Source organism: Bradyrhizobium sp. LM2.9 (assembly GCF_054056555.1).
The window spans coordinates 3,074,125-3,099,696 of the sequence record NZ_JBSRYJ010000002.1 but is presented as its reverse complement, the minus strand read 5'-3'; the positions used below and the strand labels follow the sequence as shown (position 1 = coordinate 3,099,696).

General features: G+C 63.8%; 26 protein-coding genes, 4 pseudogenes and 1 riboswitch. Of the genes and pseudogenes, 17 read left to right on the top strand and 13 right to left on the bottom strand.

The window, feature by feature from the left end; genetic code table 11:
• The first annotated feature begins 129 nt into the window (after positions 1-129).
• Positions 130-693 (top strand): SET domain-containing protein, encoded by a 564-nt coding sequence (locus tag ACVWW3_RS16725; protein WP_456649817.1) that lies wholly within the window; start codon positions 130-132, stop codon positions 691-693.
• Positions 694-850: 157 nt separating this feature from the next.
• Here ACVWW3_RS16725 and ACVWW3_RS16720 read toward each other — a convergent pair whose 3' ends face one another.
• Both ACVWW3_RS16720 and ACVWW3_RS16715 read right to left on the bottom strand, forming a co-directional pair.
• A complete protein-coding gene (locus ACVWW3_RS16720; protein WP_456649305.1) occupies positions 851-1,249 on the bottom strand; it encodes a hypothetical protein in 399 nt (132 codons plus the stop codon).
• Positions 1,250-1,286: 37 nt separating this feature from the next.
• Positions 1,287-1,517, bottom strand: a complete 231-nt coding sequence (locus ACVWW3_RS16715) for a hypothetical protein (protein ID WP_354046215.1) — start codon at positions 1,515-1,517, stop codon at positions 1,287-1,289.
• Positions 1,518-1,618: 101 nt separating this feature from the next.
• On the opposite strand from ACVWW3_RS16715, the gene ACVWW3_RS16710 reads away from it, so the two are divergent.
• Both ACVWW3_RS16710 and ACVWW3_RS16705 read left to right on the top strand, forming a co-directional pair.
• Complete coding sequence (locus ACVWW3_RS16710; protein WP_456649306.1) at positions 1,619-2,440, top strand: helix-turn-helix domain-containing protein; 822 nt, start codon at positions 1,619-1,621, stop codon at positions 2,438-2,440.
• An 84-nt stretch (positions 2,441-2,524) separates the two neighbouring features.
• Positions 2,525-3,190: a DsbA family oxidoreductase gene (locus tag ACVWW3_RS16705; protein WP_354046219.1), complete on the top strand. Its 666-nt coding sequence runs from the start codon at positions 2,525-2,527 to the stop codon at positions 3,188-3,190.
• A gap of 7 nt (positions 3,191-3,197) precedes the next feature.
• On the opposite strand, the gene ACVWW3_RS16700 is transcribed toward ACVWW3_RS16705, so the two are convergent.
• The gene (locus tag ACVWW3_RS16700) at positions 3,198-4,367 is read right to left on the bottom strand and encodes a GNAT family N-acetyltransferase (RefSeq protein ID WP_456649307.1); all 1,170 of its coding nucleotides are present in this window, start codon (positions 4,365-4,367) and stop codon (positions 3,198-3,200) included.
• Positions 4,368-4,538: 171 nt separating this feature from the next.
• Between ACVWW3_RS16700 and ACVWW3_RS16695 the strand changes: the two genes are divergently transcribed.
• Positions 4,539-4,967: a YeeE/YedE family protein gene (locus ACVWW3_RS16695; RefSeq protein WP_456649308.1), complete on the top strand. Its 429-nt coding sequence runs from the start codon at positions 4,539-4,541 to the stop codon at positions 4,965-4,967.
• Positions 4,968-4,972: 5 nt separating this feature from the next.
• Complete coding sequence (locus ACVWW3_RS16690; RefSeq protein ID WP_456649309.1) at positions 4,973-5,440, top strand: DUF6691 family protein; 468 nt, start codon at positions 4,973-4,975, stop codon at positions 5,438-5,440.
• 71 nt (positions 5,441-5,511) lie between these two features.
• Here ACVWW3_RS16690 and ACVWW3_RS16685 read toward each other — a convergent pair whose 3' ends face one another.
• Both ACVWW3_RS16685 and ACVWW3_RS16680 read right to left on the bottom strand, forming a co-directional pair.
• On the bottom strand, positions 5,512-5,841 hold the full coding sequence (locus ACVWW3_RS16685; protein ID WP_456649310.1) for a hypothetical protein: 330 nt from the start codon (positions 5,839-5,841) through the stop codon (positions 5,512-5,514).
• Positions 5,842-5,955: 114 nt separating this feature from the next.
• Complete coding sequence (locus ACVWW3_RS16680; protein WP_247444437.1) at positions 5,956-6,360, bottom strand: hypothetical protein; 405 nt, start codon at positions 6,358-6,360, stop codon at positions 5,956-5,958.
• A 162-nt stretch (positions 6,361-6,522) separates the two neighbouring features.
• On the opposite strand from ACVWW3_RS16680, the pseudogene ACVWW3_RS16675 reads away from it, so the two are divergent.
• Positions 6,523-6,757: pseudogene (locus tag ACVWW3_RS16675) on the top strand (hypothetical protein).
• Positions 6,758-8,806, top strand: coding sequence for a pyrroloquinoline quinone-dependent dehydrogenase (locus ACVWW3_RS16670; RefSeq protein ID WP_456649311.1), 2,049 nt, complete (start codon positions 6,758-6,760; stop codon positions 8,804-8,806). It abuts the pseudogene before it with no gap.
• Between the two features lie 44 nt (positions 8,807-8,850).
• Here ACVWW3_RS16670 and ACVWW3_RS16665 read toward each other — a convergent pair whose 3' ends face one another.
• On the bottom strand, positions 8,851-9,093 hold the full coding sequence (locus tag ACVWW3_RS16665) for a PilZ domain-containing protein (protein WP_456649312.1): 243 nt from the start codon (positions 9,091-9,093) through the stop codon (positions 8,851-8,853).
• Between the two features lie 180 nt (positions 9,094-9,273).
• On the opposite strand from ACVWW3_RS16665, the gene ACVWW3_RS16660 reads away from it, so the two are divergent.
• Positions 9,274-9,567, top strand: a complete 294-nt coding sequence (locus ACVWW3_RS16660; RefSeq protein WP_247444439.1) for an HdeA/HdeB family chaperone — start codon at positions 9,274-9,276, stop codon at positions 9,565-9,567.
• Positions 9,568-9,678: 111 nt separating this feature from the next.
• Here ACVWW3_RS16660 and ACVWW3_RS16655 read toward each other — a convergent pair whose 3' ends face one another.
• Positions 9,679-10,143, bottom strand: coding sequence for a PaaI family thioesterase (locus ACVWW3_RS16655; RefSeq protein WP_456649313.1), 465 nt, complete (start codon positions 10,141-10,143; stop codon positions 9,679-9,681).
• A 370-nt stretch (positions 10,144-10,513) separates the two neighbouring features.
• On the opposite strand from ACVWW3_RS16655, the gene ACVWW3_RS16650 reads away from it, so the two are divergent.
• Together ACVWW3_RS16650 and ACVWW3_RS16645 are read left to right on the top strand one after the other, a co-directional pair.
• Entirely contained in the window at positions 10,514-10,825 is a 312-nt protein-coding gene (locus tag ACVWW3_RS16650) for a hypothetical protein (protein WP_247444440.1), read from the top strand.
• A 101-nt stretch (positions 10,826-10,926) separates the two neighbouring features.
• Positions 10,927-11,182: pseudogene (locus ACVWW3_RS16645) on the top strand (hypothetical protein).
• 8 nt (positions 11,183-11,190) lie between these two features.
• Here ACVWW3_RS16645 and ACVWW3_RS16640 read toward each other — a convergent pair.
• Positions 11,191-11,424 (bottom strand): DUF6894 family protein, encoded by a 234-nt coding sequence (locus ACVWW3_RS16640; RefSeq protein ID WP_247351877.1) that lies wholly within the window; start codon positions 11,422-11,424, stop codon positions 11,191-11,193.
• Positions 11,425-11,672: 248 nt separating this feature from the next.
• Between ACVWW3_RS16640 and ACVWW3_RS16635 the strand changes: the two genes are divergently transcribed.
• Positions 11,673-11,930 carry a DUF2798 domain-containing protein gene (locus tag ACVWW3_RS16635; protein ID WP_354046556.1) on the top strand — a complete coding sequence of 86 codons (258 nt, stop codon included), beginning with the start codon at positions 11,673-11,675 and terminating at the stop codon, positions 11,928-11,930.
• Positions 11,931-12,763: 833 nt separating this feature from the next.
• On the opposite strand, the gene ACVWW3_RS16630 is transcribed toward ACVWW3_RS16635, so the two are convergent.
• Positions 12,764-12,928: a hypothetical protein gene (locus ACVWW3_RS16630; RefSeq protein WP_456649314.1), complete on the bottom strand. Its 165-nt coding sequence runs from the start codon at positions 12,926-12,928 to the stop codon at positions 12,764-12,766.
• Between the two features lie 710 nt (positions 12,929-13,638).
• Between ACVWW3_RS16630 and recA the strand changes: the two genes are divergently transcribed.
• On the top strand, positions 13,639-14,727 hold the full coding sequence (gene recA, locus ACVWW3_RS16625; protein WP_456649315.1) for a recombinase RecA: 1,089 nt from the start codon (positions 13,639-13,641) through the stop codon (positions 14,725-14,727).
• A gap of 176 nt (positions 14,728-14,903) precedes the next feature.
• Here recA and ACVWW3_RS16620 read toward each other — a convergent pair whose 3' ends face one another.
• A complete protein-coding gene (locus ACVWW3_RS16620) occupies positions 14,904-15,356 on the bottom strand; it encodes a hypothetical protein (protein ID WP_456672024.1) in 453 nt (150 codons plus the stop codon).
• A gap of 247 nt (positions 15,357-15,603) precedes the next feature.
• On the opposite strand from ACVWW3_RS16620, the gene ACVWW3_RS16615 reads away from it, so the two are divergent.
• The 4 genes from ACVWW3_RS16615 to ACVWW3_RS16600 all read left to right on the top strand — a co-directional run bounded on the left by ACVWW3_RS16615 (position 15,604) and on the right by ACVWW3_RS16600 (position 17,678).
• Complete coding sequence (locus ACVWW3_RS16615; RefSeq protein ID WP_456672023.1) at positions 15,604-15,819, top strand: hypothetical protein; 216 nt, start codon at positions 15,604-15,606, stop codon at positions 15,817-15,819.
• Positions 15,820-15,829: 10 nt separating this feature from the next.
• Complete coding sequence (locus ACVWW3_RS16610; protein ID WP_456672022.1) at positions 15,830-16,690, top strand: hypothetical protein; 861 nt, start codon at positions 15,830-15,832, stop codon at positions 16,688-16,690.
• Positions 16,677-16,832, top strand: a complete 156-nt coding sequence (locus ACVWW3_RS16605; protein ID WP_456672021.1) for a hypothetical protein — start codon at positions 16,677-16,679, stop codon at positions 16,830-16,832. Before ACVWW3_RS16610 ends, ACVWW3_RS16605 begins: the two co-directional genes overlap by 14 nt.
• A 141-nt stretch (positions 16,833-16,973) precedes the next feature.
• Positions 16,974-17,678, top strand: a complete 705-nt coding sequence (locus ACVWW3_RS16600; RefSeq protein WP_456672020.1) for a hypothetical protein — start codon at positions 16,974-16,976, stop codon at positions 17,676-17,678.
• Between the two features lie 325 nt (positions 17,679-18,003).
• Here ACVWW3_RS16600 and gcvP read toward each other — a convergent pair whose 3' ends face one another.
• From gcvP to gcvT, 3 genes and pseudogenes are all read right to left on the bottom strand, one after another.
• Complete coding sequence (gene gcvP / locus ACVWW3_RS16595) at positions 18,004-20,868, bottom strand: aminomethyl-transferring glycine dehydrogenase (protein WP_456649317.1); 2,865 nt, start codon at positions 20,866-20,868, stop codon at positions 18,004-18,006.
• A gap of 17 nt (positions 20,869-20,885) precedes the next feature.
• Entirely contained in the window at positions 20,886-21,254 is a 369-nt protein-coding gene (gene gcvH, locus ACVWW3_RS16590; protein WP_247339164.1) for a glycine cleavage system protein GcvH, read from the bottom strand.
• A gap of 10 nt (positions 21,255-21,264) precedes the next feature.
• A pseudogene (gene gcvT / locus ACVWW3_RS16585) lies at positions 21,265-22,414 on the bottom strand (glycine cleavage system aminomethyltransferase GcvT).
• A 166-nt stretch (positions 22,415-22,580) separates the two neighbouring features.
• Positions 22,581-22,672, bottom strand: a riboswitch (glycine riboswitch).
• Between the two features lie 222 nt (positions 22,673-22,894).
• Between gcvT and alaS the strand changes: the two are divergent.
• Positions 22,895-25,568 (top strand): annotated as a pseudogene (gene alaS, locus ACVWW3_RS16580) (alanine--tRNA ligase).
• Positions 25,569-25,572 lie beyond the last annotated feature (4 nt).

Below are 25,572 nucleotides of genomic sequence, written 5' to 3'. Positions count from 1 at the left end.
TCAGACGTCTTGATTGTGGGCAAGGTTCAAACAGCGTCGACAGACACCTGACAGCGGCGCGGAATCGTTCTAGAAGGGCGGCTTCGCTTGAGGCATCGGGCCTCGTTCGCGGTCCTCTTTCTCCTGATCATGACAGCCATCTCCTCGCAAAAATCCTATCGTGTCGGCCGCTCGAAAACCGGGCTCGGCCTCTTCGCCACTCAGCCGATCAAGAAGGGCACCCGGATCATCCGTTATTACGGACCGATCCTGGACTCGCGGATTCCCGAGCAGGACGACATCGAGAACAAATACCTGTTCGAGCTCAACGGCCGCTGGACCATCGACGGCTCGGTGCGCAAGAACCTCGCGCGCTACATCAACCATTCGTGCCGGCCCAACGCCGAATCCGACGTCCGGCCGCGCGAGCGCAAGGTCTTCATCCGCGCCATCAAGAACATCGAGCCGGGCGACGAGATCAACTATGACTACGGCACCGACTATTTCAAAGCCTATCTGAAGCCGATCGGCTGCAAATGCGCCTCGTGCGAGAAGAAGCGCAAGAAGCTTCGCGCGGAAGCGCGGGTCGAGCGCGCCAAGGTGAAGGCGCGCGCGGAACGTAAAGCGCAGAAGGCGGGGGCGAAGGCCGCCAAAAAGAAGAAGCTCAACGGCCACGCGGTTGGCAAGAAGAAGAACGGCCGCGCGCGGGCGTAGCCTGCACTTGCGCAGCTGGCTCCGCTGTCATGCCCCGGCTTGACCGGGACATCCAGGGCGCCGCGGCTTATCCGCATACGTCCACTGTCTCTGGAATACTGTCTCTGGAAGAATGCGTCGCCCGGTTAAACCGGGCGACGACTGGCAGCGATAAGCCTTACGCCGCCACCACGCTGCCGCTCTTGCGCAATCCCACATACTGCAGCTCGGCAAACACGCCGGTCGCAATCGCCTGCGCCACGACCATGAGCTCGCCGGCAAGGTTCGGCGATACCGCGCCTGAGAACAGCAACGCGATGCTGCCGACCGTCCAGGCCGCGTTGCCGACCACGACCAGCAGCACGAGCGGCTTCGCCACAGAGGCGCGCGAGGCAAGCCAGCCGACGAGCGCGGCATAGGCGATCAGGAACAGGCCGGCCTCGCGCAGCAGCGCTTCGGGCAGGTTGAACAGCGACGCGAATGCGCCGGCGCCGAAAGTGAGACCGAGAGCGGAGACGCCGCTGAAGATTGCGTCGGCAAGAAGCGCGCGGCGGAGGAAGCTGGATGCGTCGATCATCGTGGTCTCCATGGTTGGGTTGGGCTCGAGGTGAAACTCAGTGCAATCCGCGCCACCAGGCGCGGAGCAGGCGGGCGAGGCGGAACGGGCAGAGCGTCCTGCCGACGCTGTGCTCGAAGGCTGTGACCTGCGCGACGACATAGTCGCCGGTCGAATGCACCAGCGGCTCGGGCATGTTGAGGCTGCGCGCCAGCATCCGGGTTGCGAACGCCATGGCCCAGGGAACAAGGTGGTCTGCGACGGTCCGGTAGAGCAGCAATGCGATCATGGTCGTCTCCTGTTGCGACCGAAGATGCGCCGGCCCGTGGCCCAATTCGATTACCTCCGACGTAATGGAAGAGCCGAAATCCGCGTGCTAGGTTTTCGACCATGAACGCACATGCATCCACAGCACAGGCCGAACCCAACCAGCCAGTCCATATCGGCGACCATCTGCGCGAATGGCGGCAGCGCCGCCGCATGAGCCAGCTCGATCTCGCGGGCGAAGCCGAGATCTCGGCGCGGCATTTGAGTTTCGTCGAGACCGGCCGCGCCGCACCCTCGCGTGACATGGTGCTGAGGCTCGCCGAACGCCTCGACGTGCCCTTGCGCGAACGCAACGTGCTGCTGGTCGCGGCCGGCTATGCCCCGGCCTTTCCGCAGCGCCCGCTGGAGGATCCCGCCTTGAAATCAGCCCGCCAGGCGATCGACCTCGTCCTCAAAGCGCATGAACCCAACCCGGCGCTGGCTTATGACAGGCACTGGAATCTGGTCTCCGCCAACCGCATGCTGGCGCCGCTGCTCGCCGGCATCCCGGAGCGGCTGCTGGGCCCGCCCTTGAACGTGCTGCGGCTCGCCTTGCATCCCGAGGCGCTGGCGCCGCGCACGGTCAACCTCGCGGAATGGTACGGGCATCTTTTGGAGCGGCTGCACCGGCAATGCGAGGCAACCGCCGATCCCGAGCTGATCAGGCTCCACAACGACCTGAAGAGCTATCCGATCCCGGCGCGCGCGGCGCCGCTGTCGAGCGACAATGTCGCGATCCCCTTCAAGCTGCGCCATGATGGAGAGATACTAAGTTTCTTCTCCACCACCATGGTGTTCGGCACGCCCGTCGACATCACGCTGTCGGAGCTGGCGCTCGAGACGTTCTTTCCGGCCGACGAGCGCACAGCCGAACGGCTGAAGCAGATGGCGGCAGCCATGACCTAGCACCCATGACCTAGCACCCTTGCCTCGGGGCGGGTTCGGCTTATCTTGGGGCGAACCCGCGAAGTGCCCGAAGGAGGCCCTGATATGAGCACGCTAAAGCCGCTCCAGATCGACGTCGTCTCCGACGTGGTGTGCCCCTGGTGCTATATCGGCAAGCACCGGATCGAGAGCGCGCTGGCGCTGGTGCCCGACGTTCCGGTCAAGCTGCAATTCCGCCCCTTCTTTCTCAATCCCTGGGTGCCGCGCGAAGGCATCAGCCGCGAGGCCTATCTCACCCAGAAATTCGGCTCGGTCGAGGCTTATAAGGGCATTGCCGGCCGTGTGGTCGCGGCCGCAAGCGAAGAGGGCCTCACTTACAAGCCCGAGCTTGTCGCGCGTCAGCCCAACACGACCGACTGCCACCGCCTGATCCTCTGGGCCGAGACGATCGGCAAGGCACCCGAGATGAAGCAGCGCCTGATGGAGCTGTACTTCCGCGACGGCGGCGACCTCACCGATGTGAGCGTGCTGGTGCAGGCGGCTGCCGATGTCGGCCTCGACGCCGACGACGTGCGCAAGCGCCTTGCCACCGACGAGGACGTCGCGCGCGTTTCGGCGGACGCACAGGAAGCCGCCGAGAAGGGCATCTCCGGCGTGCCGACCTATGTGTTTGCGCAGAAATACGCCGTCTCCGGCGCACAGGATCCCAACATGCTCGCGCGTGCCATCCGTGAGGTCTCGGCGGAGATCAACGCCCAGGCGGCGGAGTAGCTTTCTCTTATTTGCGGAGCAGGCGGACCGCGCGTCGCGCGGTCTCGTGCGCGACGTTGAGGCCGATCAGCGCTCCATGAACAAGCGCCACGATCGGATCGTTCCGCCGCAGCGGGATCAGCACATCGCCGATTGCGAAGCGCCCGCGCCAGATCGGGTTGATCATGGGGTGGTCAGCGCTCGCGGTCGAATCCGCGCTGGCGATGGCGGGATCGGCGCAGAGGTGGCGGGTGAGCTCGAGAGTGAGCTGCACGCCTGGCGAATATTTTGCAAAGCGTTCGTCGATGCCGAGCTTGAAGAAGAAGGCGCGGTCCTGATGACGCAGCACGATGCCGGCGGCCACCGGTATCGCACCGGCGCGCAAGGTCACAATCTCGCACTGCGCGGTCTCTGCCAGCGCCGCTACGGCACGGCGGATGAAGGTCGCATCGCCCGCATGCTGGATCAGCGCGGTGCCGCGCTTGCCTTTCCAGCCGCTGGCCTCGAGCTGCAGGAACGTTTCGAGCGCAGGTCCGATCTCGTCGGGCCGCCGTGCGACGTCGAACGCGACGGCGCCATGCTCTTCGAGACGATGGCGCTGGCGGCGCAGCTCCTTGAGCTTCCTGGCGCCGTGCGCCTCGCGCAACAGCGTCTCGCCATCCTGCGTCGCATCGAGGCTGGCGCGGATGTAGGAGCTGAGGATTTTCGGCTGCAGGCCGTCGCGATGCAGGACCTGATTGAGGGCGGTCATCGCCGCCCCGTCGAGCGCGACGTCGTTGAGCACGAGCGCATGCGCTCCGGCTTCGCGCGCCCGCTGCAACAGACGCGTGGCGGCTTCCATCGGAGCGTCGCGGTCGATCAGCGGGCTGCACAGCGTCCCATAGGGATGCGCGCTCACCAGCGCAGGCAGGGGGATATTCCACGCGCGCCAGAGCGAGGTCACCGGCATCAGCCCGATCAGCCGGGCCGAGGCTCCGTCGAAAGCGGGAAGCGCCGAGGCATCCGTGCGGCCGCGCGCGGATGCGCTCACGGCGAGCTCCCAGCCCGGCAAATAATATCCATTCGGTTCGATCGCGCGCTGCGCGAGTGCGCGCCATTGGCCGGGTTCGATCGCCGTAACAGGGACGCGCGCGTGCGACGCCGCGGCATGCTTTGCCGATGCCGGATTGATCGCAGCCTGGTGCGCAATATCGACCACGTCCCGTCGTCCCCGTTCAGGAGGCCATGTTTAGCGCAAAGATTGGAAAATACAGTTGGGACGCCGCTTCAATTCGAGTGGTAATATTAACGTCTGATTGAGCATGAGGGCGCTCGGCGGCCGGACGCCCCGATGGATACGCCGGAATTGCTCTCGACCCGGAGGATCATCATGGTTGCCACACCTTTCACGCCGATTGCGTCGCTCCTTGGTGGCGCATTGATCGGTCTCGCCGCCGTGCTCCTGATGTGGGCGGCGGGTCGGATCGCCGGAGTCAGCGGTATCGTGGCGCGGCTGTTTCCGCCTTACGAGGATCGGCAATTCGCCGGCCGGCTCGCCTTCGTCGCTGGCCTCGTCATCGCGCCCATCCTGGTGCGCCTAGTCACGGGAAGCCTGCCGGCGCAAACGATCGCGGCGGCAACGCCGCTTCTGATTGTCGCCGGATTGCTCACCGGCTTCGGCGCGGTGTGGGGCAGCGGCTGCACCTCCGGCCATGGCGTCTGCGGCCTGTCGCGGCTGTCGGTGCGCTCGCTGGTCGCGACCATCACCTTCATGGCGACCGGCGTGGCGACGGTTTTCGCGATGCGGCACTGGAGCTGATCGCGATGGCCATTCTCGTTCAATTCGCGATCGGCCTGATCTTCGGCCTCGGCCTCATCGTCTCCGGCATGTCGAACCCGGCAAAGGTGCTGAATTTTCTGGACGTCGGCGGCATTCCCGCAGGGACCTGGGATGCGAGCCTCGCTTTCGTGATGGCCGGCGCGGTCGCGGTGACCTTCATCGGCTTCAGCCGCGTCTTGAAGCTCGCGCGGCCTGTCTTCGCCGACCGCTTCTACATTCCCACGCGAAGAGACATCGACCCCAAGATTATCGCCGGTCCCGCCATCTTCGGAATCGGCTGGGGCCTTGGTGGCTTTTGTCCAGGGCCGGCTTTGACCGCGCTTGGATTCGGTTCGGCCTCCGCGTTCATCTTCGTCGTTGCGATGTGCGCCGGCATGGTGCTCGCCCGCTTCATCGCGCAGCTCACGTCGTCAACGCGCATCGTCGCGCCGACCGATCCGCTCGAAACCTGAGCTCGAAACCTGACATGGAACAGGACCGGGCGAGTTGTCTCGTCCGGTCCTGCCCATTTCAATCTTATTGACTACCAGCGGTCCCCGCCGACACCGACGCCCACGCTGACGCCGGGTGTGCGAATGCCGACGCCGCCGCGCGGACCATCGTCCCAGTCGCGATGGCTGCGGCGCTCGTAATAGCGCTCGCGCGGCATGGTGTTATAGGAATCGCGCACGATCACGCGCGCACCGCCACGGCTGCGGTAGCAATTGCCGGAATCATCGCAGACGAGCCGGACCTGCTGAACGAGATCGGGGCTGGTGTATTCGCTGGTCGTGTAGATGTCGGCGGCCTTCGCGCCGCTCGCTGTGGCCAGGGCCCCGACGCCGGCCAGCAGTGCAATCGTGAATATCCTCATCGTGTCCTCCTCCGAAACTGCCCTCGGCGGTAACAAGAAGGGGAGGCGGTGATCGTTCCCGGCCGTCATGCTGGTTTTTCCCGGAACCGGATCGCGTGTCGGCGTGATTTGTTCCTAGATCGGCTGGTAGCTTTCCGACCCGCAGATGTCGTCCGCTTCAGCGCGCCGGCGATCGACCACTTTTCCGCCGGTGATGGTCACGATGTAGGTCTGGGCGCCGAGCGCCGAGCCGGTCGCGGAGGTCAGCTGGGCGCGGACGCAGGCTGTCCAGCCTGGTCCCCTCACCTCACGATGGGGCGTGGCGACATGCACCTCGCGGGGATTGGACGTGCTGAGGAAAACGAATTCGATCTGCTCGCGCACGACGCGCTTGACGTCGGGCGGCGATTCGGGTGGCGCCTGCTCGGCTTCTTTGATGCGCATGAACTCCGGCACCGGTGCGCGGCTATCGGCAAAGCCGCACGCACCGAGCGCGAGCACGCCGGCCAGCAGCGCTGCTTGAGCAATAATCCGCAACATCCGTGAAGGTCCCCTGCGGGCCAACAGATAGGCACGAATGCGATCCGACGAAGTCCCGGCCGATCAAGATTTCCTGAAGGCAAGATTCCTGAGGGCCTGGAACCCGTAGTATTTGCTATTCCGGGATTGCAGGCTAGTTTGTACCCAGACGGTGGGGAGCCAATGAGGATTTTGGTCATAGCGGCCGCGGTGCTGGCGCTGACGGTTGTCTCGGCGCAAGCGCAGATGGGCGGCGGGCAGACGCCAGCCTAACGAGGGCGGGCAGAAGGCGGACAACAAGCCAAAGGTCGACGAGAAGGCCTACAAGGCCGCGCTCGAACGCATTCCCGAGTCCAAGGAGAAGTATGATCCGTGGAGCGGGGCGCGTCCGCCTGAACCTGCCAAGAAGCCGAAATAGATGCGGCGGGCGTTGGCGACCCGCCCCTGCTATTTGGCCGCTCTCATCACGCTCCTCCTGTTTTCGTCGCGGCCAGGCATCGCCTGGCAGAGCTGGGGTGGCGATCCCGGCGGCTCGCGCTTCTCGCCATTGCGAGAGATCACGCCCGACAATGTCGGCAACCTGGTTCGGGCCTTCGAATTCCACACGGGCGATCTCGCGGCGCGGCCGCCCGGGGTGATGCGGCGGACCAAATTCCAGGCGACGCCGCTGTTCGTCGAGGACAGCCTGGTCTTCTGCTCGCCTTTCAACGAGGTGATCGCGCTCGATCCCGGCACGGGCGCGCAGAAATGGCGTTACGATCCGAAGATCGCGATCAACCAGCGTCCCGCCAATCGCTACGTCTGCCGCGGCGTCACCTACTGGATCGACGATGAGGCGCCTGTAGATGCCGCATGTCGATCGCGCATCTTCATGGGCACGAACGATGTCCGCCTGATCGCGCTCGATGCGAAGACGGGAATCCCCTGCGCCGGCTTCGGCAAGGGCGGTGAGGTCAGGCCCGATATCGGCACGAAGCTGGAATGGCCCGGCGAATTCCAGATCACCTCGCCGCCGGCGGTCGGCCGCGGTGTCGTCGTGATCGGATCCGCGATCGGCGACAACCGCCGCGTCGACGCGCCGAGTGGAATCGTGCGCGCGTTCGACGCGCGCACCGGTCAAATGCGGTGGACATTCGAGCCGCTGAAGCGCGACGGTATCGAAGCCGGTCACGCCAATGTCTGGGCGCCGATGTCGGTCGACGCCACGCGCGGGTTGGTGCTCCTGCCGACATCCTCTCCATCGCCGGATTTCTGGGGCGGCAAGCGGTCGGGCAACAACGAGCATGCCAATTCGGTGGTCGCGCTGCGCATCGAGACCGGCGAGCTCGTATGGGCATTCCAGACCGTGCACCACGACGTCTGGGATTACGATCTGCCGGCGCAGCCGACGCTCACGCGCATCGACACTGGAGAAGGTCAGCGCGATGTCGTGATCCAGCCAACCAAGCAGGGCTTTGTCTTCGTGCTCGATCGCGATACCGGCAAGCCGGTGTGGCCGGTCGAGGAGCGCAGCGTTCCGCAGGGGGCCGCGGAAGGTGAACGGCTGTCGCCCACGCAGCCATTCCCGACACATGTGCCGGCGCTGACGTCGCAGACGATCTCGGCAGATGATGCGCTCTCGTTCTTGCCCGGCTTGCGCCGGTCTTCTTGCGAACGCCAGTTCGCGGAAGCGCGCAACGAGGGGCTGTTCACACCTCCTTCAACGCAAGGCACGCTGGAATACCCCTTCACCGGCGGCGGCGTGAACTGGGGCAGTGCGGCCTTCGATCCCGTCAACCAGATCCTCTATGCCAACACCAGTCGCGCCGTTCATCTGATCAAGCTGATTCCGCGCGCGGAGGCTGCCGGATTCAATCCGCCGCCCGGCCATGATTTTGGCCAGCAGAATGGCGCGCCGTTTGCGATGTCGCGGGCGATGGTGACATCGCCGCTCGGTTTTCTTTGTAACAAGCCGCCCTGGGGCGAGATGGTCGCGGTCGATCTGAAGGCCGGCAAGATCCTCTGGCGTTCGACCGTCGGCACAACCGAGGAGCTGGCGCCGCTCGGCGTGCCGCTCCCCTGGGGCGCTCCGCTCCTCAACGGGCTCGCGGTTACCGCAGGCGGGCTCGTCTTCACCGGCGCGATGGACGCCTATTTGCGCGCCTTCGATGCGCGAAGCGGAAGCGAACTGTGGCAAGGCCGGCTGCCGGTGCCCGGCGTCGCCAATCCCATGACCTATCTCTGGAAGGGCGAGCAGTATGTCGCCATCGGCGCCGGCGGCCACTCCGAAGCAGGCACCTCGATCGGCGACAGCGTCGTTTCCTTTCGCCTGGCTCGGCCGGGCGAGGGGCCGTCGCTATGGTCGCGTACCATCGATCGTCCCGGTGGACGATTTTTTGCGGCATCGTCGGCGGTCGCGCTCGCGATCGTCGCGCTCGTGGTCGCAAGCCTGCGCTGGCGCCGCCGGCGTCGTATCGCGCGAACATGACCCGGCATCGCGCGCGATGCGAACGTTCATTCACATCATATGCACTACTGTACGAAAGCGAGGCCGATGCGCCTGTCGCTACGCCAGACGGTGCGGCAATTCCGCACGAAATTGTCGCGCGCGATCGCGAGCGTGAACGATTGCGGTAATGTGACGGCGGCGTCTAGGTCGATCGCGGCGCCGTTCGCCGACATGTTTCGCACCGTGCACGCGATGCCGTTGTTTTCAAAGGTGATCGCTCCACCCTTGAAAACACGGTAGCGCTGCGCTGCACGTTTCTCGATCATCGCGTTAATCCATAATGACGTTTGTGAAATAGCGAATAGAAATTACGTTGAAATAAACTCAATAGTGGCGCTACTTGCACTGCGCTTCAGACTTCGTTTACGACGTCGAAGCGGAGGTCACTTTTCCGACTTTCCCCACAAGCCTTTCCTTTATGGCGTTACGCGCCGATGGAGATATTGATGAAGACCACGCTTTCGCTTCTGTTCGCCGCGGCGCTCTCGCTGTCGTCGATGCCCGCGCACGCCACCAAGCTCGATCTTGCGACCATGAGCTGCAAGCAGTTCCTCGAGAGCGGCGACGACACCATCAAGATGGTGCTGACCTGGATGGACGGCTGGTACAAGGGCGACGAAGAGAACGCGATCATCGACACCGACGTGTTCGTCGAGAACGCCAAGCAGTTCGGCACATATTGCGGAAAAAATCCGAACGTCAGCATCGTCACTGCGGCCGACGAGGTGCTCGGCAAGTAACTTCTCGTGTGCGACGGCGCGACGCGCGATCGCGTTTCGCCTCGCGGCATAACTCCATCGAAAGCCGCGGTGCGCCTTGCGCTCACGCGGCTTCTTCTTTTCGACTGATGCTCACCCCGGCAGCATCGCGAACGCGCTCGACACCATCGCCACCGGCTTGTTGTCGGTGGCCGAGAGCAGTGTGACGCGGCCAAAGCTCATGGTGCGTCCGAGTCGCACCACGCGGGCGTCGGCCAGCACGTCCGACGAGGAGACGGCGCGCATGAAATGCGTGGTCTGGTCGACCGTCGTCATCGGACGATAGCCGCGGTTGGCGGCGAGGTTCGCGATCACCATCGCCGTGTCGGCGAGCGCCATCAGCGCTTGGCCGCAGACCACGCCGCCGTTGCGGCACAGCCGTTCCGAGAACGGCATGCGCAGGAGCGCTGCCGGCTGCCAGTCCGGCATGCCCGGCGGCGGCACGTGCTCGATGCTTTCGACCGACAGGTTGAGATCCTGGACCCAGGGCGCAAAGACCTCGCCGAGGATGCGTCTGGCGTCGGTGATGCCGAACTCGGCTTCTGGCTGCGATGGCATTGCTGTCGTTCCCTCCGTGTTGCCGGATATTTCGGCCATGTGAGCGGATCGGCGCGGCAAAGTCACCCGGTCAGCCGCGGGTCCTGTCGGCTTGAAAATGCCTGACTTCGCCCGATATGATGGCCCGGAGTGGGTATGGGTGGATGATGTTGCGTCGGTATGTCCTCGTGTTTGGTCTGGTCGCGCTCGGCCTCGCGCTGAACGGGTGCACCAAGTGCGGGCCGATCTGGGACGACTGGCTACAGGCGCCGAAATCGTGCAAATCGGACCGGCTCTAGGGCCGAGCGGTCCCCGCGGTCGCGACCCGGCTGCGACAAGGGTGACAAGGCGCGGGCGATCCGCGGCGCCATGGATGATCAAGGAGTCGATGATGAAGCTTTTCCGTATGGCCGCGGTGCTGGCTGTCCTGGCGGTACCGGCCGTGCTGGCGGGACCGGCCTATGCGCAAATGCCCAATCTCAATTTGCTGCAGGAAGGGCCGAGCAAGACCCCCGAGGAGAAGGCCGCGGAAGCCGAGCGTGACAAGGCCTACAAGGAAACGCTGAAGAAGATTCCGGACTCCAAGGCGTCTAACGATCCATGGGGCGGCATGCGCTCCGATCCGCCGAAGCAGCCGGCGGCGCCAAAGGCCTCGGCCGCAACCGGTGCGCCGAAGAAGAAATCCGGCACGACTGCCAATTGACCGTCTGACCGATCGGAGGCGGCTGACGCCTCCGGCCGGGACTCCTGTTCGACCGGCCTGCTTCCTACATCTCGTGAGAGCGTATTTCGAGGAGGCAGGACATGGCCGATCGTCCGCGGGATCTCGCCGAGCGGATGGCGCGCCGGCGCAAGCTGGGCGGCAAGCCCGGCCCGACGGCCGGCGACGGCTATCTGCGCGAGACCTTCACGCTGCCGCGCGCGGCGGCGCGGGAGAGGGCGCAGGCTTTCTTCGCCCGCTACCCCAAGGCCCGGCTATATGAGCGCGGTCGAGAACTGGCGCGAGCTGCCCGGCGGCGACATCGAATTCACGATGCGGCGGCTGCCCAGCGCGGATTAGGGCCAGCCCTATTCGAAGGTTTCGGATGTGATGCGGATCCGGAACACGGGCTCCTTGGCCTCGTCCAGCAGCTCCATGTGCCATTCGGAATTTTCCTGGAGCTTGCGGGCGATGCCGGCGGCCATGTCGGCGCAGACGCTGGTCATCTCCTTCCAGGCCAAATCGCGATCGGCAAATTCCGACGCCTGGTCGGCACAGCCGGAATAGCGGCCGTTCCGGATTCGGAAGAAGTAGAGCGGCATGGTTGGCACCGATTGCGCGTTACATCCCCCAGGGAAGGCCATCCCTCAAGGCCATCCCTCAAGGTCACGGGCGCGCGCACTCCAATCCCAAACCATCCTGAGATCAATTCCGGGCGGCTACGGAATACATCCGGGGCGCCCGTGCCCGTGGTTCTCCGACCATGAACAAAGTTCCTGGGCCCCGCAGGGGCGCTGCGACGGCATGTGGCTTGCTTGGCCTGATGACGGCCAAACAACATGGGCGCGTCATGCTCGGCATCCCTCGCCGCTACTCTCATTTCGTCTTCGGTGTCATCCAGTCCGGCTTGACCTCGCTGATCGCGGCGGGGATTGCCAGCTTTCCCGCAGGGACCGCGATGGTCTTCCTCACGCACTGGATCGTGTCGTGGCTGATCGCATGGGTCGCAATGCTGCCGATCGTGCTGCTCGCAGCGCCGGCGATCCGCGCCTTCTCGCTGCGGCTGACGCGGGAAGAGGGGGGCTCGCAAACCGGCCGGCCGGCATGAAAAAACCCCGCTTGGGGAGAGCCAAGCGGGGCAGAAGGTTATTGGAGGCTGAGGTGCTGGGCTGCAACACCATAGCCAGATAAGCCTAGCCGGCTCAGCTTACGACAGCCTGACAAAGACGCGAATCGGATCCAGCCCGCTGCGTTCGCCCGCGCCCGCAAACAGGAAAACCCCGCGCGGGGAGAGCGGGGTCGTCGTCTGGGTATGGAGGGCCGGTGTTGGTCAACCGGACACGACCAGAGCTTGCGCGCGCCTGACAGTGGCGGCGAAAGTCGAGGCCGCAGACTGGCCCCGCACCCGTCCCAATTTCGACATCCGTTCGCACAACTCAGAACACAAGGGCGGGCGAGATTTCGCACCGACGGTGCGGCCATGGGGGAAACGTGGCGCGCCGGCAACGGGGTGGCATCATGGACAACGTAGAGCGGTCATTCGCCGCCGCGACGGCGGCTGGCTTCGTGGTGCTGGTGATCGGCATCGGGTTGCTGGTTCTGCTGTAGGGGTGGTGCAGGCATGCCGTGAGACGGCGGCCGGCCCGATCCAAATTGCGCTCCAGTGGTGGAAGACGCATGCGCGCCTTTCAAAAAACGCGAAAACAACCCCATGCACAGTAGCTCTCTGGGAAATGTCCGCGTTCCATCAATGAGTTACAGGTAGTATCTTGATACCATACCGTGCTCGGATTCGCCTCCAGGATATGCGAATCCCGATTCCCGTGCCGACCGCTCCCGGCGGGCATTGTCTCCGGTGCGGACCGGGCGGCGGGCACCGCCACCGCCTGCCGCGTCCGGCAGCGTGTCCTTTCGTCAGCGCCGAAGCCCGTCCTGTGCGGATTAATGAACCCTGATCGCGTCCAGCGGCAAACGGAGCTCGGCGGCCCGCTCTTCGCGGTCCTTCTTGCGAAACTCGTTTTCCTTGCGCTCGAACTTGATCATCTCTTCCCGCGCGGCCTCCAGCAGGGGATTGTGCCTGGTCGTATCGTGGTGCGTGTCCGTCATGACTGAGGTCCCCGGAGTTGCGGTCCCGTGTCCCGGAAGAAGGCCGCAGACCGCAAAAAGGTTCGGTGCCGCAGGATTACGGAATTCTGACGGCGTGCAGGTCATCGGTCTTTGATGTGCGTCAGCTTTGGTCGAGGAGGGGCGCCGGAATTACGATGGAACGAAAGAGGCCGCCCACTGAGGCGGCTCTTCCTTCGACTATCGCTTATCAGCTTGCCCGTGATTTGTTCCGCTATCCGGACCAATGTATGTGCCGGTCCGCATACATTGCTTCCAAGCCCCCTCGCACTTCTTTGAGCCCTTAGACAGGCAGATATTTTTGTAGTCTGAGCATGACATTGCTTGAGCAGGATGCGCCGTGACAATCCCGATTGAAGCAGCAATCCACAAAACCAACCACTTGTTCATTACGTCTCCCCCATTCAATCCGGCAGATCATACATACAATCCGAGGGAAATCGCCTCTCTCTCGTATGGGCGAACAATCAGGAAAGCGGAGAGAGTTGCGATAGGAAAAATTGCTCGTTTTCAAAACAGGCCACGGGACCTTTTCAAACTGGGCCGCCAGGGGTCGAAACAGGCCAGCACCCAAATCTGCAAAAGAACATATTGCGAACCTAGAACAAATGGGGTACATTGTCTTTATCGACGGACCGCCTCGCCAATCGTTTGTCCCTCACGCGAATCCTCGTCATAAGGAGCACGACCCGATGTCCACCACTGCGCTGCGTATCGTCGAAGGATCCTCCATGGACAAGAGTAAAGCCCTGGCCGCCGCGCTTTCCCAGATCGAGCGGCAGTTCGGCAAGGGCTCGGTGATGAAGCTCGGCAAGAACGACCGCTCGATGGATGTCGAGGCGATCTCCTCGGGCTCGCTTGGGCTTGATATTGCGCTCGGGATCGGCGGCTTGCCGAGGGGGCGCGTCGTGGAAATCTACGGGCCGGAATCCTCGGGCAAGACCACGCTGGCGCTGCACACGGTGGCGGAAGGGCAGAAGAAGGGCGGCATCTGCGCCTTCATCGACGCCGAACACGCGCTCGACCCGGTCTATGCGCGCAAGCTGGGCGTCAACATCGACGAGCTCCTGATCTCCCAGCCGGACACCGGCGAGCAGGCGCTGGAAATCTGCGACACGCTGGTGCGCTCGGGCGCGGTGGATGTGCTGGTGATCGATTCGGTTGCGGCGCTGGTACCGAAAGCCGAGCTCGAGGGCGAGATGGGCGATGCGTTGCCGGGTCTGCAGGCCCGCCTGATGAGCCAGGCGCTGCGCAAGCTGACCGCGTCCATCAACAAGTCCAACACCATGGTCATTTTCATCAACCAGATCCGGATGAAGATCGGCGTGATGTACGGTTCGCCGGAAACCACCACCGGCGGCAACGCGCTGAAGTTCTACGCCTCCATCCGTTTGGACATTCGCCGCATCGGCGCGATCAAGGAGCGTGACGAGGTGGTCGGCAACACCACGCGGGTCAAGGTGGTGAAGAACAAGCTGGCGCCGCCTTTCAAGCAGGTCGAGTTCGACATCATGTATGGCGAAGGCGTCTCCAAGATGGGCGAGATCCTCGATCTCGGCGTCAAGGCCGGCATCGTCGAAAAATCCGGCGCATGGTTCTCCTATGACAGCCAGCGTCTTGGCCAGGGCCGCGAGAATTCGAAAGCGTTCCTGAAGGCCAACCCCGACATCACCGCCAAGATCGAAACCTCGATCCGCCAGAACTCCGGCCTGATCGCCGAGCAGATTCTCGCCGGCAGCCCCGAGCGTGACGCCGACGGCGACGAGCCGGCGGACGAGTAAGCGTCAAGCCTAGAGTTTTTCGCGAGGAGCGGGCGCTGAAGACGTTGAGTTGCCGACGTCGTCAGTGCCCGTTTCGTTTTGCGTTGCATTGATCAGGTGGTGCGATGAAGCGTCTGATCTTGACCAGTTCGTCCGGAAGCGCGCTCGCCCGATCGGGGTTGGCGGAGCTTGTCATTTCATTCTCGTTTCACTTCGAGTGGGGACCGCTGCCCTCGCCCGAAAAGCTCGCAGCCTATTTCGCGGCGCGCTCCGCGAATCTCGGGCCAGGTGATCATTGGTCTGATTGGGGCATCCGGTGGCCCAAGGGCATCAAGGATCGCAAAGATTTGCCCCTTGCGGACTTCTGCGAGCGATATGACGTGATCGAACTTTGGTTCGATCCAGCTCCCAGCGATCAATTGCAGCTCGTCTGCTTGCTGGACTACCTCAGCTCCTGCTCCTCGCTGGTGCGAAAGCTTAGACTTCGACTTGTGGCATCCGATCTGATGATAGAAAGCGGTGAGGATCTCGCCGCGTCCGAGCCGCACATTCATGTCGCGCGTATCACGGCCCGAGAGTTCGAGACTGCCAAGTTGGCGTGGTCGGCCTACCGCGCGGCGACCCCTGAGGCTTGCGTCGATCTCGTTCATCAAGATCTCAGTGCGTTGTTGATGCTGCGCCCGGCCTTGCTCGATCTCTTGGCAGAACTCCCGTCGCCTTCGACGGGACTCGGTGCGACCGAGATGCGATTCCTGGAGATGCTTGCCGGAGGATTTGCAAACACGAATGCGTTGTTTCACCTGCGTTCGCATCGGCGGACGTTCGTGTTTGGAGAGACTGAGTTAGGCCGGTTGCTCGACGGGCTTGCGCTTGGCCCCAGTCCTGCAGTGGGCCGGATTGGACGACGAGCTGCGCACGATCTATCGCGAGAATCACAGAGATCGGCACGCCGCATATCTACGCAGCCGGTTGTCGCTGACGGAGTTTGGCGAGGCAGTTCTTGCAGGCAAGGAAGATTTCAGTCGCCACAATCCGATCGACCGCTGGTGGGGCGGCACGCGGCTGACCAACGACCGGCTGTGGCGTTACGGCTCTGTTTTAACCAAGCCTTGAGGCCCCGAGCATGACGCGGCTTGTTCTGACAACAGACTCTTCCGCTGCCGGCGCCCTCGAACAGGCCAGCCTGGGCGATCTCGTGCTCGCGATCAATCGTCGATTTGTCTGGGGTGCGCCGCCATCCGGCGCAGAGCTTGAAGCGTTCTTTGCTCCGCATACGACACAGCTACCCGGCCTTCATTGGCTGGATGACACGCCGGCTTGGCGCCTCGATAAGCCGGGAGTGAAGGGGCGGGGATTGATCGAGCTGTTGTTCGAATGCGAATCGGCCGAACTGTGGATAGAGCCAAACCCAAACGCACAATTGCTTCTGCTCTGGCTCCTCGACCATTGTGGCGGCGAGAGAGTGGCGGTTTCCAGATTCGTGATACGTCAGCTGGACGTTGCCGCTGGTGATGTTGATCCGGAGCGACTTGCGGAGCAAAATCCGCGGACTATTAATCCTTCGCAAGGTCACGTTGAACTGGCCGGCCGTGCATGGCGGGCTTATCGTTCCCCGACGCCGCGGGCTTGGGTCGACCTCCTCAAAACGGATCTAAGCCTGCTTCCGCAGCTGGAGCAGTCCGCAATTGGCCTGCTGGAAGAGCTTCCGAGCGTCACAACTGGTCTTGGAGCTACGGAAACGCGGATTCTAGAGTTAATCGCACCGGGCGAGGTACAGCCGTTTGAAGTTTTTCCGGGTGATCAGAAGCGCAACGAGCGGCGCGTTTTCGATTACTGGGAGGTCGGCACGCTGCTTGATGGTCTCGCACGTTGTCCGGTGCCGGCCATATCGGTCGGGGTTGGAGGAGGGACCGTTCTCGCTGGACATGCATGTCGATCCCTCCCGTCACGCGCGGTACAAGCAATCCCGCTTGTCGCTCACTGACCTCGGGAAAGCGGTGCTGGCGGGAGAAGAGGATTTCTGCCGCCATAACCCGATCAGTCGCTGGTGGGGCGGCACCCACCTGACCAGCGATCGGCTCTGGCGTTGGGATCGCGACAGCCGGGCATTGCTTTCTCCTGTCTGATGCGTGCGTGCTGCTCGAGGTGTTTTGGTATTGCTTGTTAATCGCGAGGCCACTGTGTCACATCTGATCCTGACTACGAACCATCTTGCGGCAGCTACGCTTCGGCAGACCAAATTGGCGAATATCGCGCTCGGCTTCTGCATGCGCTTCGTCTTCGGCCAATTGCCCTCCGCAGAGCAGCTTTTGATGGAGCTGGAGCGGCGGTCGGCAAAGCACTGCAATCCAGGCGATCACTGGCTCGACGAGGTTTGTCGAGACTGGCTGGAAGGTTTCGGCACGCGCGATATCGGTTTCTTAGAGCTCTGTGCGAAGTTCGACTCGATCGAAGTGTGGATCGATCCTCAGCCCAACGATCAGCTCGTGCTTGTCTGGTTGCTCGACCTGCTTCGCCCTTACAAGGAGATCACGACGAAGCTGAGCCTGGTGCATACGGATGACAGTGTTGCGGACTATGCTGCGGAGTCCGTCGCAAAATGGAAGTTGCCGGCCTTCGAGGTCGCCGACGATCATTTGGTGATGGCAAGCCGCGCCTGGCGCGCCTATCGGGCTGAAACGCCAAAATCCTGTTTCGATCTGCTGATGACGGATCTGATGATCTTTCCGAGACTTCGATCGGCGCTCATTGCGCTGCTTGAAGAGCTTCCGGACAAGGTGACGGGGCTCGGTGCCAGCGAGATGGATATGCTGGGCTGTGTGAATGAAGGGCACACCGACCCAAAATACATCTCCGAAGCGAGGTGGTATCGCGATGTGTTCGAAGAGGGTGAGGACGAGCGATGCCTTGATCGCATTGGCGGAACATTCGGCGCCGCCCGTTCTGTTGGGCGATCCGGCGTTCGACAATGAGGATCGCTACTTCGGCAGGAGCGAGTGGAGGGTCACGCTAACTGAACTCGGACGTTCCCTTGTCGCCCGAGAAGATGACTTGTGGCGCCACAACCCGATCAAGCGTTGGTGGGGCGGGACTGAATTGACCAACGAACGGCTCTGGCGGTGGGATCGCGAAACCCGATTGCTGATTGCGCCGTAAATCATTGCCGTAGGGTGGATTAGCCGAAGGCGTAATCCACCATCTTTGTCGCCGCGGAAGCTAAAGCGGTGGGTTACGCCGGCGGTCTGCGCCTTCGCGCAGCCGCCCGCTAACCCACCCTACGAAACCTCCGTCGGGGTCCTACTCCGCCGCTTCCGCGTAATCGCTCACCGGCGGGCACGAGCACACCAGGTTGCGGTCGCCATAGACGTTGTCGACGCGCCCGACCGGGCTCCAATATTTGTCGGTGCGCGAGGTGCCCGCGGGGAAGCAGCCCTCGGCACGGGTGTAGGCGCGATTCCAATCGTCATCCGCGATGTCGTGCACCGTGTGCGGGGCGTGGCGCAGCGGCGAGGCCTCGATCTTGAAGCGGCCGCCCTCGACCTCGGTGATCTCCTTCCGGATCGCGATCATCGCATCGCAGAAGCGGTCCAGCTCGGCCTTGGATTCCGATTCGGTCGGTTCGATCATCAGCGTGCCCGGCACCGGGAAGCTCATCGTGGGCGCGTGGAAGCCGTAGTCGATCAGGCGTTTGGCGATGTCGTCGACGGTGACGCCGGACGTCGTCTTCAGCGCGCGGGGATCGACGATGCATTCATGCGCGACGCGGCCCTTCTCGTTCTTGTAGAGCACCGGGAAATGCGCATCGAGGCGCGCGGCGACATAGTTGGCGTTGAGGATCGCGATCTCGGTGGCGCGCTTCAGGCCTTCGCCGCCCATCATCAGGATGTAGATGTAGGAGATGGTGAGGATCGAAGCTGAGCCGAACGGCGCGGCCGAGACCGGGCCGACCGGCGCATCCCCATTCGCCGCCGGATGACCTGGCAGGAACGGCGCGAGATGCGCCTTCACGCCGATCGGGCCCATGCCCGGGCCGCCGCCGCCATGCGGGATGCAGAAGGTCTTGTGCAGGTTGAGATGGCTGACATCGGCGCCGTAGTCGCCGGGCCGGGACAAGCCGACCTGCGCGTTGAGGTTGGCGCCGTCGAGATAGACCTGGCCGCCATGGCCATGCACGATGTCGCAAATCTCGCGAATGTGCTCCTCGAACACACCATGCGTCGAGGGATAGGTAATCATGACCGCAGCGAGGTCGTTGGAGTGCTTCTCCGCCTTCGCCCTGAGATCATTGACGTCGACGTCGCCATTCTTTTCGCAGGCGACCACCACCACGTCCATGCCGACCATCGCAGCGGAAGCCGGGTTGGTGCCGTGGGCGGAGGAGGGGATCAGGCAGATCTTGCGGTGCGTCTCGCCGCGCGCGGCGTGATAGCCGCGGATCGCGAGCAGCCCGGCATATTCTCCTTGCGCGCCCGAATTCGGCTGCAGCGAGATCGCGTCATAGCCGGTGATGTCGCACAGCCACTTCTCCAGGCGCGCGAACAGCGCGTGATAGCCGCGTGCCTGCTCGCGCGGGGCGAAGGGATGCAACGAGCCGAATTCCGGCCAGGTCAGCGGCATCATCTCGGTGGTCGCGTTCAGCTTCATGGTGCACGATCCCAGCGGAATCATCGCGCGGTCGAGCGCGAGGTCGCGGTCGCTGAGCTTGCGCATGTAGCGCAGCATCTCGGTCTCCGAGCGATGCGCGTGGAACACCGGATGGGTGAGGAAAGAGGTCGCGCGCTTGAGCGTCTCCGGCAGCGCCTCGCGCGTGGTGGCATCGATCTCGGCGTAAGCAAGCGTGCCGCCGAAGGCGCGCCAGACCGCTTCCACCGTCGCAGGCGTGGTGGTCTCGTCGAGCGCGATACGCAAAGCGCCATCACCGATGCCGAGATTGATCTTCTCGGCGACCGCGCGAGCGACGATCTCGGCACGCTTCGCACCCGCATCGACGCAGAGCGTGTCGAAGAAGTTTTCGCTACTCGGCGCAAAGCCGAGCTTGCGCAGGCCGGCGGCAAGCACCGCCGTGCGGCGGTGCACGTTACGGGCGATCTGCGTCAAGCCTTCGGGGCCGTGATAGACCGCGTACATTGAGGCGATCACGGCGAGCAGCACCTGCGCGGTGCAGATGTTGGAGGTCGCCTTCTCGCGGCGGATGTGCTGCTCGCGGGTCTGGAGCGCGAGGCGATAGGCGGGCGCGCCGCGGGAGTCGACGGAGAGGCCGACGATGCGGCCGGGCAGCGAGCGCTTCAGCGCATCGCGCACCGCCATATAGGCCGCGTGCGGCCCGCCATAACCCATCGGCACGCCAAAACGCTGCGCCGAGCCGATCGCGATGTCGGCGCCGAGTTCGCCCGGCGAGGCGAGCAGGGTCAATGCCAGCAGATCGGCAGCAACGATCGCGAGTGCGCCCTTCGCCTTCAGTGCTGCGATCGCGGGCCTGAGGTCGCGCACAGCGCCCGACGTTCCAGGATATTGCAGCAGCGCACCAAGCACGTCGGTCTTGTCGAGATCGGTGAAGGGATCGCCGACGACCAGGGTCCAGCCCAAGGGCTCTGCGCGGGTGCGCATCACCGCGAGCGTCTGCGGATGCACGTCCTTGTCGACGAAGAAGGCCTTTGCTTCGACCCGCGAGTGCCGCTCCGCGAGCGCCATCGCCTCGGCGGCAGCCGTCGCCTCGTCGAGCAGCGAGGCGTTGGCGACATCGAGCCCGGTGAGATCGCAGATCATGGTCTGGAAGTTGAGCAGCGCCTCAAGCCGGCCCTGGCTGATCTCCGGCTGATAGGGCGTGTAAGCCGTGTACCAGGCCGGGTTCTCCAGAATGTTGCGCTGGATCACCGCAGGCAGAATCGTGCCGGAATAGCCTTGGCCGATCAGCGAGGCGAAGACCTGGTTCTGGGCGGCGAGCTCGCCCATATGCGCGATCGCCTCGGTCTCGCTCAAGGGCTTGCCGAGATCGAGCGGGGCCGCCTGCCGGATCGAGGCCGGCAACGTCTCCGCCATCAGCGCATCGACGCTTTTCGCGCCGACGGCCTCGAGCATTGCAGTGACGTCGCGTGCCGAGGGGCCGATGTGGCGGCGAACGAAAGCGGCGGTATCGTCGTTGGATTTGCGGTGCGCGGTCATCGCTTGCTCCATCGTCTTTAAGCCGTGTGGGCCTTGTAGGCGGCGTCATCCATGAGGCCGCCTAGCTCGCTCTTGTCGGCAATCTTGATCTTGAAGAACCACGCCTTGCCTTGCGCATCCGAATTCACCAGCGCCGGCTCGGCGGCGAGGGCGTCGTTGATTTCGGTGACCTCGCCCGTAACAGGCGCGTAGATGTCCGAGGCGGCCTTCACGGATTCCACGACGGCTGCGGCTTCCGTCTTCTTCAGGGCGCGGCCGAGCTTGGGCAGTTCGACGAACACGACGTCGCCGAGCTGGGACTGCGCGTAGTCGGTGATGCCGACGGTGGCGACATCGCCGTCGATGGCGAGCCATTCGTGGTCGGAGGTGTACAGCGTCGTGGTCATTTTCTTGTCCTCAGCGTTTGTAGGTGTTTTTCACGAAGGGCATGGTGGCGATTTGCACGGCCAGGCGTTGGCCGCGCACCTCGGCGAAGAGTTTTGTGTCGATCGCGCTCGATGCGGTGGGCACATAGCCCATCGCGACCGGCGCATTCAGGCTCGGGCCGAAGCCGCCCGACGTAACCTTTCCGATCGGTTCGCTGGATGTCGTGTCCGCAAACAGCAGCGCGCCCTCGCGCACCGGCGCGCGGCCCTCGGTGCGCAGGCCGACACGTCGGCGGGATGCGCCGTGGTCGAAATGGGCCAGAATCTTCTCCGCGCCGGGAAAGCCGCCGGCGCGCGCGCCGCCGGTGCGGCGGCTCTTCTGCACCGACCATTCCAGTGCGGCCTCGACCGGCGTGGTCCCGGTATCGATATCGTGGCCGTAAAGACAAAGACCGCCCTCGAGCCTCAGGCTGTCGCGTGCGCCGAGCCCGATCGGCAGCACGTCGGGATTGTCCAGCAGTGTCTTGGCGAGGCGCTCGGCGTCGCCAGCAGGAACGGAAATCTCGAAACCGTCCTCGCCAGTGTAGCCGGAGCGCGAGACGAAGCAGTCGATGCCGGCGACCTTGCGCGGGCCGGAATCCATGAACTTCATGGACGGAGCCTCTGCACATAATTTCGCCAGCGCCGATTCCGCGTTCGGGCCCTGCAACGCGATCAGCGCGCGGTCGGCAAGCGAATCGATGATGCAGTCGTCCGACAGCTTCGCGCGCAGATGCGCCTCGTCCCCGGACTTGCAGGCGGCGTTGACGACCAGGAACAGATGGTCGCCGAAATTGGCGACCATCAGATCGTCCAGAATTCCACCCCTCGGCATTGGTGAACTGGGCGTAGCGCTGCCGCCCCGGCGCAATAGCCACGATGTCCTGCGGCACCAGCCGCTCCAGCGCGCGCGCGGCGTCCTCGACCTTGCCCGACTTCGGCCGGAGCGCGATCTGGCCCATGTGGGAGACGTCGAACAGGCCGGCGGACGAGCGGGTATGGAGGTGTTCCTTCAGCACGCCCGCGGGATATTGCACCGGCATGTCATAGCCCGCGAACGGCACCATCTTGCCGCCGAGGGAGACATGAAGCCCGTGAAGGGGCGTATGTCTGAGGGAGTCTTGGTCGTCGCGCGCAAGCATCACAGGGGCCCTCGGCGGTTCCCCGGGGATGATTCCCCGGAAGCAACCAGTCGAAGCCCCATCTGTCGCTGTGCCTGAGAGTATTATCCCGTCGGCGGACGCTGTCCGGACCAACCCTTTCTTTTAAAAGGTCTAGGTCCGTCGGCGCCTCTTTCCAGATGCTGTCAAAGCCACGCGGTCCTTTTTGCCTGAGAGTTTCCGGGGCGGTTGCTCCTTCGGCGCCGGCTACCCAAAGCCGGTCTCTCCCGACGTGGCCGTACGATACAGATGGGTAGAGACCACAAGCTGGCCAAGCCTGTCAACGCGGCATCAGCGGCTTTCCAACGGGATTGCGCGCCTGCGGCAACCCACTGATCCGGTTGCACAGTTTCTGGACAGCGAAGCTGGCCTTGTCTAAAAGCGCTTTGGCCCGCAGATATCAGCCCAAACTCGCGGTTTGGATGGCGTATGGCGGGTCCAAGCACACCCGATTGGATGAACATGAGCGGCGTCAACGAGATCAGGTCGACCTTTCTGAACTTCTTTGCCGAGAACGGCCACGAGATCGTGTCGTCCTCGCCGTTGGTGCCGCGCAACGACCCGACGTTGATGTTCACCAATGCCGGCATGGTGCAGTTCAAGAACGTCTTCACCGGCGTCGAGAAGCGGCCCTATCAGCGCGCCACCACCTCGCAGAAATGCGTGCGCGCCGGCGGCAAGCACAACGACCTCGACAATGTCGGCTACACCGCGCGCCATCTCACCTTCTTCGAGATGCTCGGCAATTTCTCGTTCGGCGACTATTTCAAGGAGCGCGCGATCGAGCTTGCCTGGACGCTGATCACGAAGGAATTCGGGCTGAAGAAGGACAAGCTGCTCGTCACGGTCTACCACACCGACGACGAGGCGGCGGGCCTCTGGAAGAAGATTGCGGGCTTCTCGGATGACCGCATCATTCGCATCCCGACCTCGGACAATTTCTGGGCGATGGGCGACACCGGCCCGTGCGGTCCGTGCTCGGAGATCTTCATCGATCGCGGCGAGCACATCTGGGGCGGCCCTCCGGGCTCACCGGAAGAGGACGGCGACCGCTTCCTCGAGTTCTGGAACCTGGTGTTCATGCAGTACGAGCAGGTGACGAAGGAGGAGCGCGTGGCGCTGCCGCGTCCCTCGATCGACACCGGCATGGGCCTGGAGCGCATGGCCAGCATCATGCAGGGCGTCGACAGCATCTTCGAGACCGATCTGTTCCGTCATCTGATCGACGCGACCGCGTCCGCTCTTGGAAGCGGACCGGACGAGAAGACCGTCGCCTCGTTCCGCGTCATCGCCGACCATCTGCGTTCGTCGGCCTTCCTCGTCGCCGATGGCGTGCTGCCCTCGAACGAGGGCCGCGGCTATGTGCTGCGCCGGATCATGCGCCGCGCGATGCGCCATGCGCAACTGCTCGGCGCGAAAGATCCGCTGATGCATCGCCTGGTCTGGGCGCTGGTGCGCGAGATGGGCCAGGCCTATCCCGATTTGATGCGCGCGGAAAACCTGATCGAGGAAACGCTGCGGTTGGAAGAGACCCGTTTCCGCAAGACGCTGACGCGCGGCCTCGCCATCCTCGACGAGAAGAGTGCGTCCTTGAAGAAGGGCGACATGTTCGACGGCGACGTCGCCTTCACGTTGTACGACACCTACGGTTTTCCGCTCGATCTGACGCAGGACGCGCTGAAGTCGCGCGGCATCAGCGTCGACCAGGCTTCCTTCGCCGATGCGATGGAACGTCAGCGCGTGAAGGCGCGCGCGTCCTGGTCGGGTTCGGGTGAGGCGGCCTCAGAGGCGATCTGGTTCCCGCTGCGCGAGAAGCTCGGCGCGACTGAATTTTTGGGCTACGAGACCGAGATCGCTGAGGGCGTCATCTCGGCTCTGATCAAGGATGGCAAGGAAACCGACAGCCTCAAGGCCGGCGACAGCGGTGCGCTGCTGCTGAACCAGACGCCGTTCTATGCGGAGTCCGGCGGCCAGGTCGGCGACACCGGCGTGCTGGTCGGCGAGGGCGGCATCAAATTCCGCGTCACCGAGACGCAGAAGAAGCTCGGCGATCTCTTCGTTCATGTCGGCACCTTGGAGAGCGGCGAGCTGAAGCCCGGCACCGCGCTCCAGCTCGAGGTCGATCACAGCAGGCGCTCGTCGATCCGCGCGCATCATTCGGCCACGCATCTCATTCACGAGGCGCTGCGTCAGGTGCTCGGCGATCACATCGCCCAGCGCGGCTCGATGGTTGCGCCTGACCGCCTGCGCTTCGATTTCGTGCATCCGAAGCCGATCACCGCGGAAGAACTCGCGCGCGTCGAGGACATCGCCAACGACGTGGTGCTGGAGAACGACGAGGTCTCGACCCGCGTCATGGGCGTGGACGAGGCCCGCGAGGCCGGCGCGCGTGCGCTGTTCGGCGAGAAATACGGCGACGAGGTTCGCGTCGTCTCGATGGGCCGGACCGCGCGTGAGCGCGGCACCAACGCGCTCGGCTGGTCGGTCGAGCTCTGCGGCGGCACCCATGTCAGGCGCACCGGCGACATCGGCCTGATCACGCTGACGGGCGAGAGCGCGGTCGCCTCCGGCGTGCGCCGCATCGAAGCGCTGACCGGCAACTACGCGCGCAAGCATGCCAACGACACCATGGCGCTGGCGAAAACCGCGGCCAACGAGCTGCGCACCCTCGATCGACGACGTGCCGGCGCGCATCAGTGCATTGATGGACGAGCGCAAGAAGCTCGAGCGCGAGCTCTCCGACGCCCGCAAGAAGCTGGCGATGGGCGGCGGTGCCGGCGACGGCGGAAATTCCAACGTCGTGGAAATCGGTGACGTCAAGTTTTACAAACTTCACGTGACGGGATTGCCGAGCGACGAACTCAAGTCCCTCGTTGATCAAGCCAAGGCAGAGATCAAGTCGGGCGTTGTCGCGGTTGCAAATACGACGGCTGACGGAAAAGCCAGCCTCGTTGTCGGCGTGACCAAGGATCTATCAACCCGTTTCGACGCCGCAAGCCTTGTCAAGATTGGCGTGCCTGTCGTGGGCGGAAAGGGCGGCGGCGGCCGAGCCGAAATGGCGCAAGGCGGCGGGCCTGATGGGGCAAAGGCTCTGGACGCCCTGTCGGAGATCCAAAAAGCCATAGCCGGCGCGTAAGGGC

Coding starts and splice junctions, on each gene's coding strand:
- ACVWW3_RS16715 (WP_354046215.1), bottom strand. CDS start 1,517: ATGATCGCATTGCTGCTCTACCGGACCGTCGCAGACCACCTTGTTCCC.
- ACVWW3_RS16685 (WP_456649310.1), bottom strand. CDS start 5,841: ATGAGGATATTCACGATTGCACTGCTGGCCGGCGTCGGGGCCCTGGCC.
- ACVWW3_RS16695 (WP_456649308.1), top strand. CDS start 4,539: ATGGTTGCCACACCTTTCACGCCGATTGCGTCGCTCCTTGGTGGCGCA.
- ACVWW3_RS16620 (WP_456672024.1), bottom strand. CDS start 15,356: ATGAACGAGATCGACGCAAGCCTCAGGGGTCGCCGCGCGGTAGGCCGA.
- ACVWW3_RS16600 (WP_456672020.1), top strand. CDS start 16,974: ATGCGCTTCGTCTTCGGCCAATTGCCCTCCGCAGAGCAGCTTTTGATG.
- ACVWW3_RS16630 (WP_456649314.1), bottom strand. CDS start 12,928: ATGACGGACACGCACCACGATACGACCAGGCACAATCCCCTGCTGGAG.
- ACVWW3_RS16660 (WP_247444439.1), top strand. CDS start 9,274: ATGAAGACCACGCTTTCGCTTCTGTTCGCCGCGGCGCTCTCGCTGTCG.
- ACVWW3_RS16720 (WP_456649305.1), bottom strand. CDS start 1,249: ATGATCGACGCATCCAGCTTCCTCCGCCGCGCGCTTCTTGCCGACGCA.
- recA (WP_456649315.1), top strand. CDS start 13,639: ATGTCCACCACTGCGCTGCGTATCGTCGAAGGATCCTCCATGGACAAG.
- ACVWW3_RS16655 (WP_456649313.1), bottom strand. CDS start 10,143: ATGCCATCGCAGCCAGAAGCCGAGTTCGGCATCACCGACGCCAGACGC.
- ACVWW3_RS16710 (WP_456649306.1), top strand. CDS start 1,619: ATGAACGCACATGCATCCACAGCACAGGCCGAACCCAACCAGCCAGTC.
- ACVWW3_RS16705 (WP_354046219.1), top strand. CDS start 2,525: ATGAGCACGCTAAAGCCGCTCCAGATCGACGTCGTCTCCGACGTGGTG.
- ACVWW3_RS16670 (WP_456649311.1), top strand. CDS start 6,758: ATGCGGCGGGCGTTGGCGACCCGCCCCTGCTATTTGGCCGCTCTCATC.
- gcvH (WP_247339164.1), bottom strand. CDS start 21,254: ATGACCACGACGCTGTACACCTCCGACCACGAATGGCTCGCCATCGAC.
- ACVWW3_RS16680 (WP_247444437.1), bottom strand. CDS start 6,360: ATGTTGCGGATTATTGCTCAAGCAGCGCTGCTGGCCGGCGTGCTCGCG.
- gcvP (WP_456649317.1), bottom strand. CDS start 20,868: ATGACCGCGCACCGCAAATCCAACGACGATACCGCCGCTTTCGTTCGC.
- ACVWW3_RS16640 (WP_247351877.1), bottom strand. CDS start 11,424: ATGCCGCTCTACTTCTTCCGAATCCGGAACGGCCGCTATTCCGGCTGT.
- ACVWW3_RS16725 (WP_456649817.1), top strand. CDS start 130: ATGACAGCCATCTCCTCGCAAAAATCCTATCGTGTCGGCCGCTCGAAA.
- ACVWW3_RS16635 (WP_354046556.1), top strand. CDS start 11,673: ATGCTCGGCATCCCTCGCCGCTACTCTCATTTCGTCTTCGGTGTCATC.
- ACVWW3_RS16610 (WP_456672022.1), top strand. CDS start 15,830: ATGACGCGGCTTGTTCTGACAACAGACTCTTCCGCTGCCGGCGCCCTC.
- ACVWW3_RS16665 (WP_456649312.1), bottom strand. CDS start 9,093: ATGATCGAGAAACGTGCAGCGCAGCGCTACCGTGTTTTCAAGGGTGGA.
- ACVWW3_RS16690 (WP_456649309.1), top strand. CDS start 4,973: ATGGCCATTCTCGTTCAATTCGCGATCGGCCTGATCTTCGGCCTCGGC.
- ACVWW3_RS16650 (WP_247444440.1), top strand. CDS start 10,514: ATGAAGCTTTTCCGTATGGCCGCGGTGCTGGCTGTCCTGGCGGTACCG.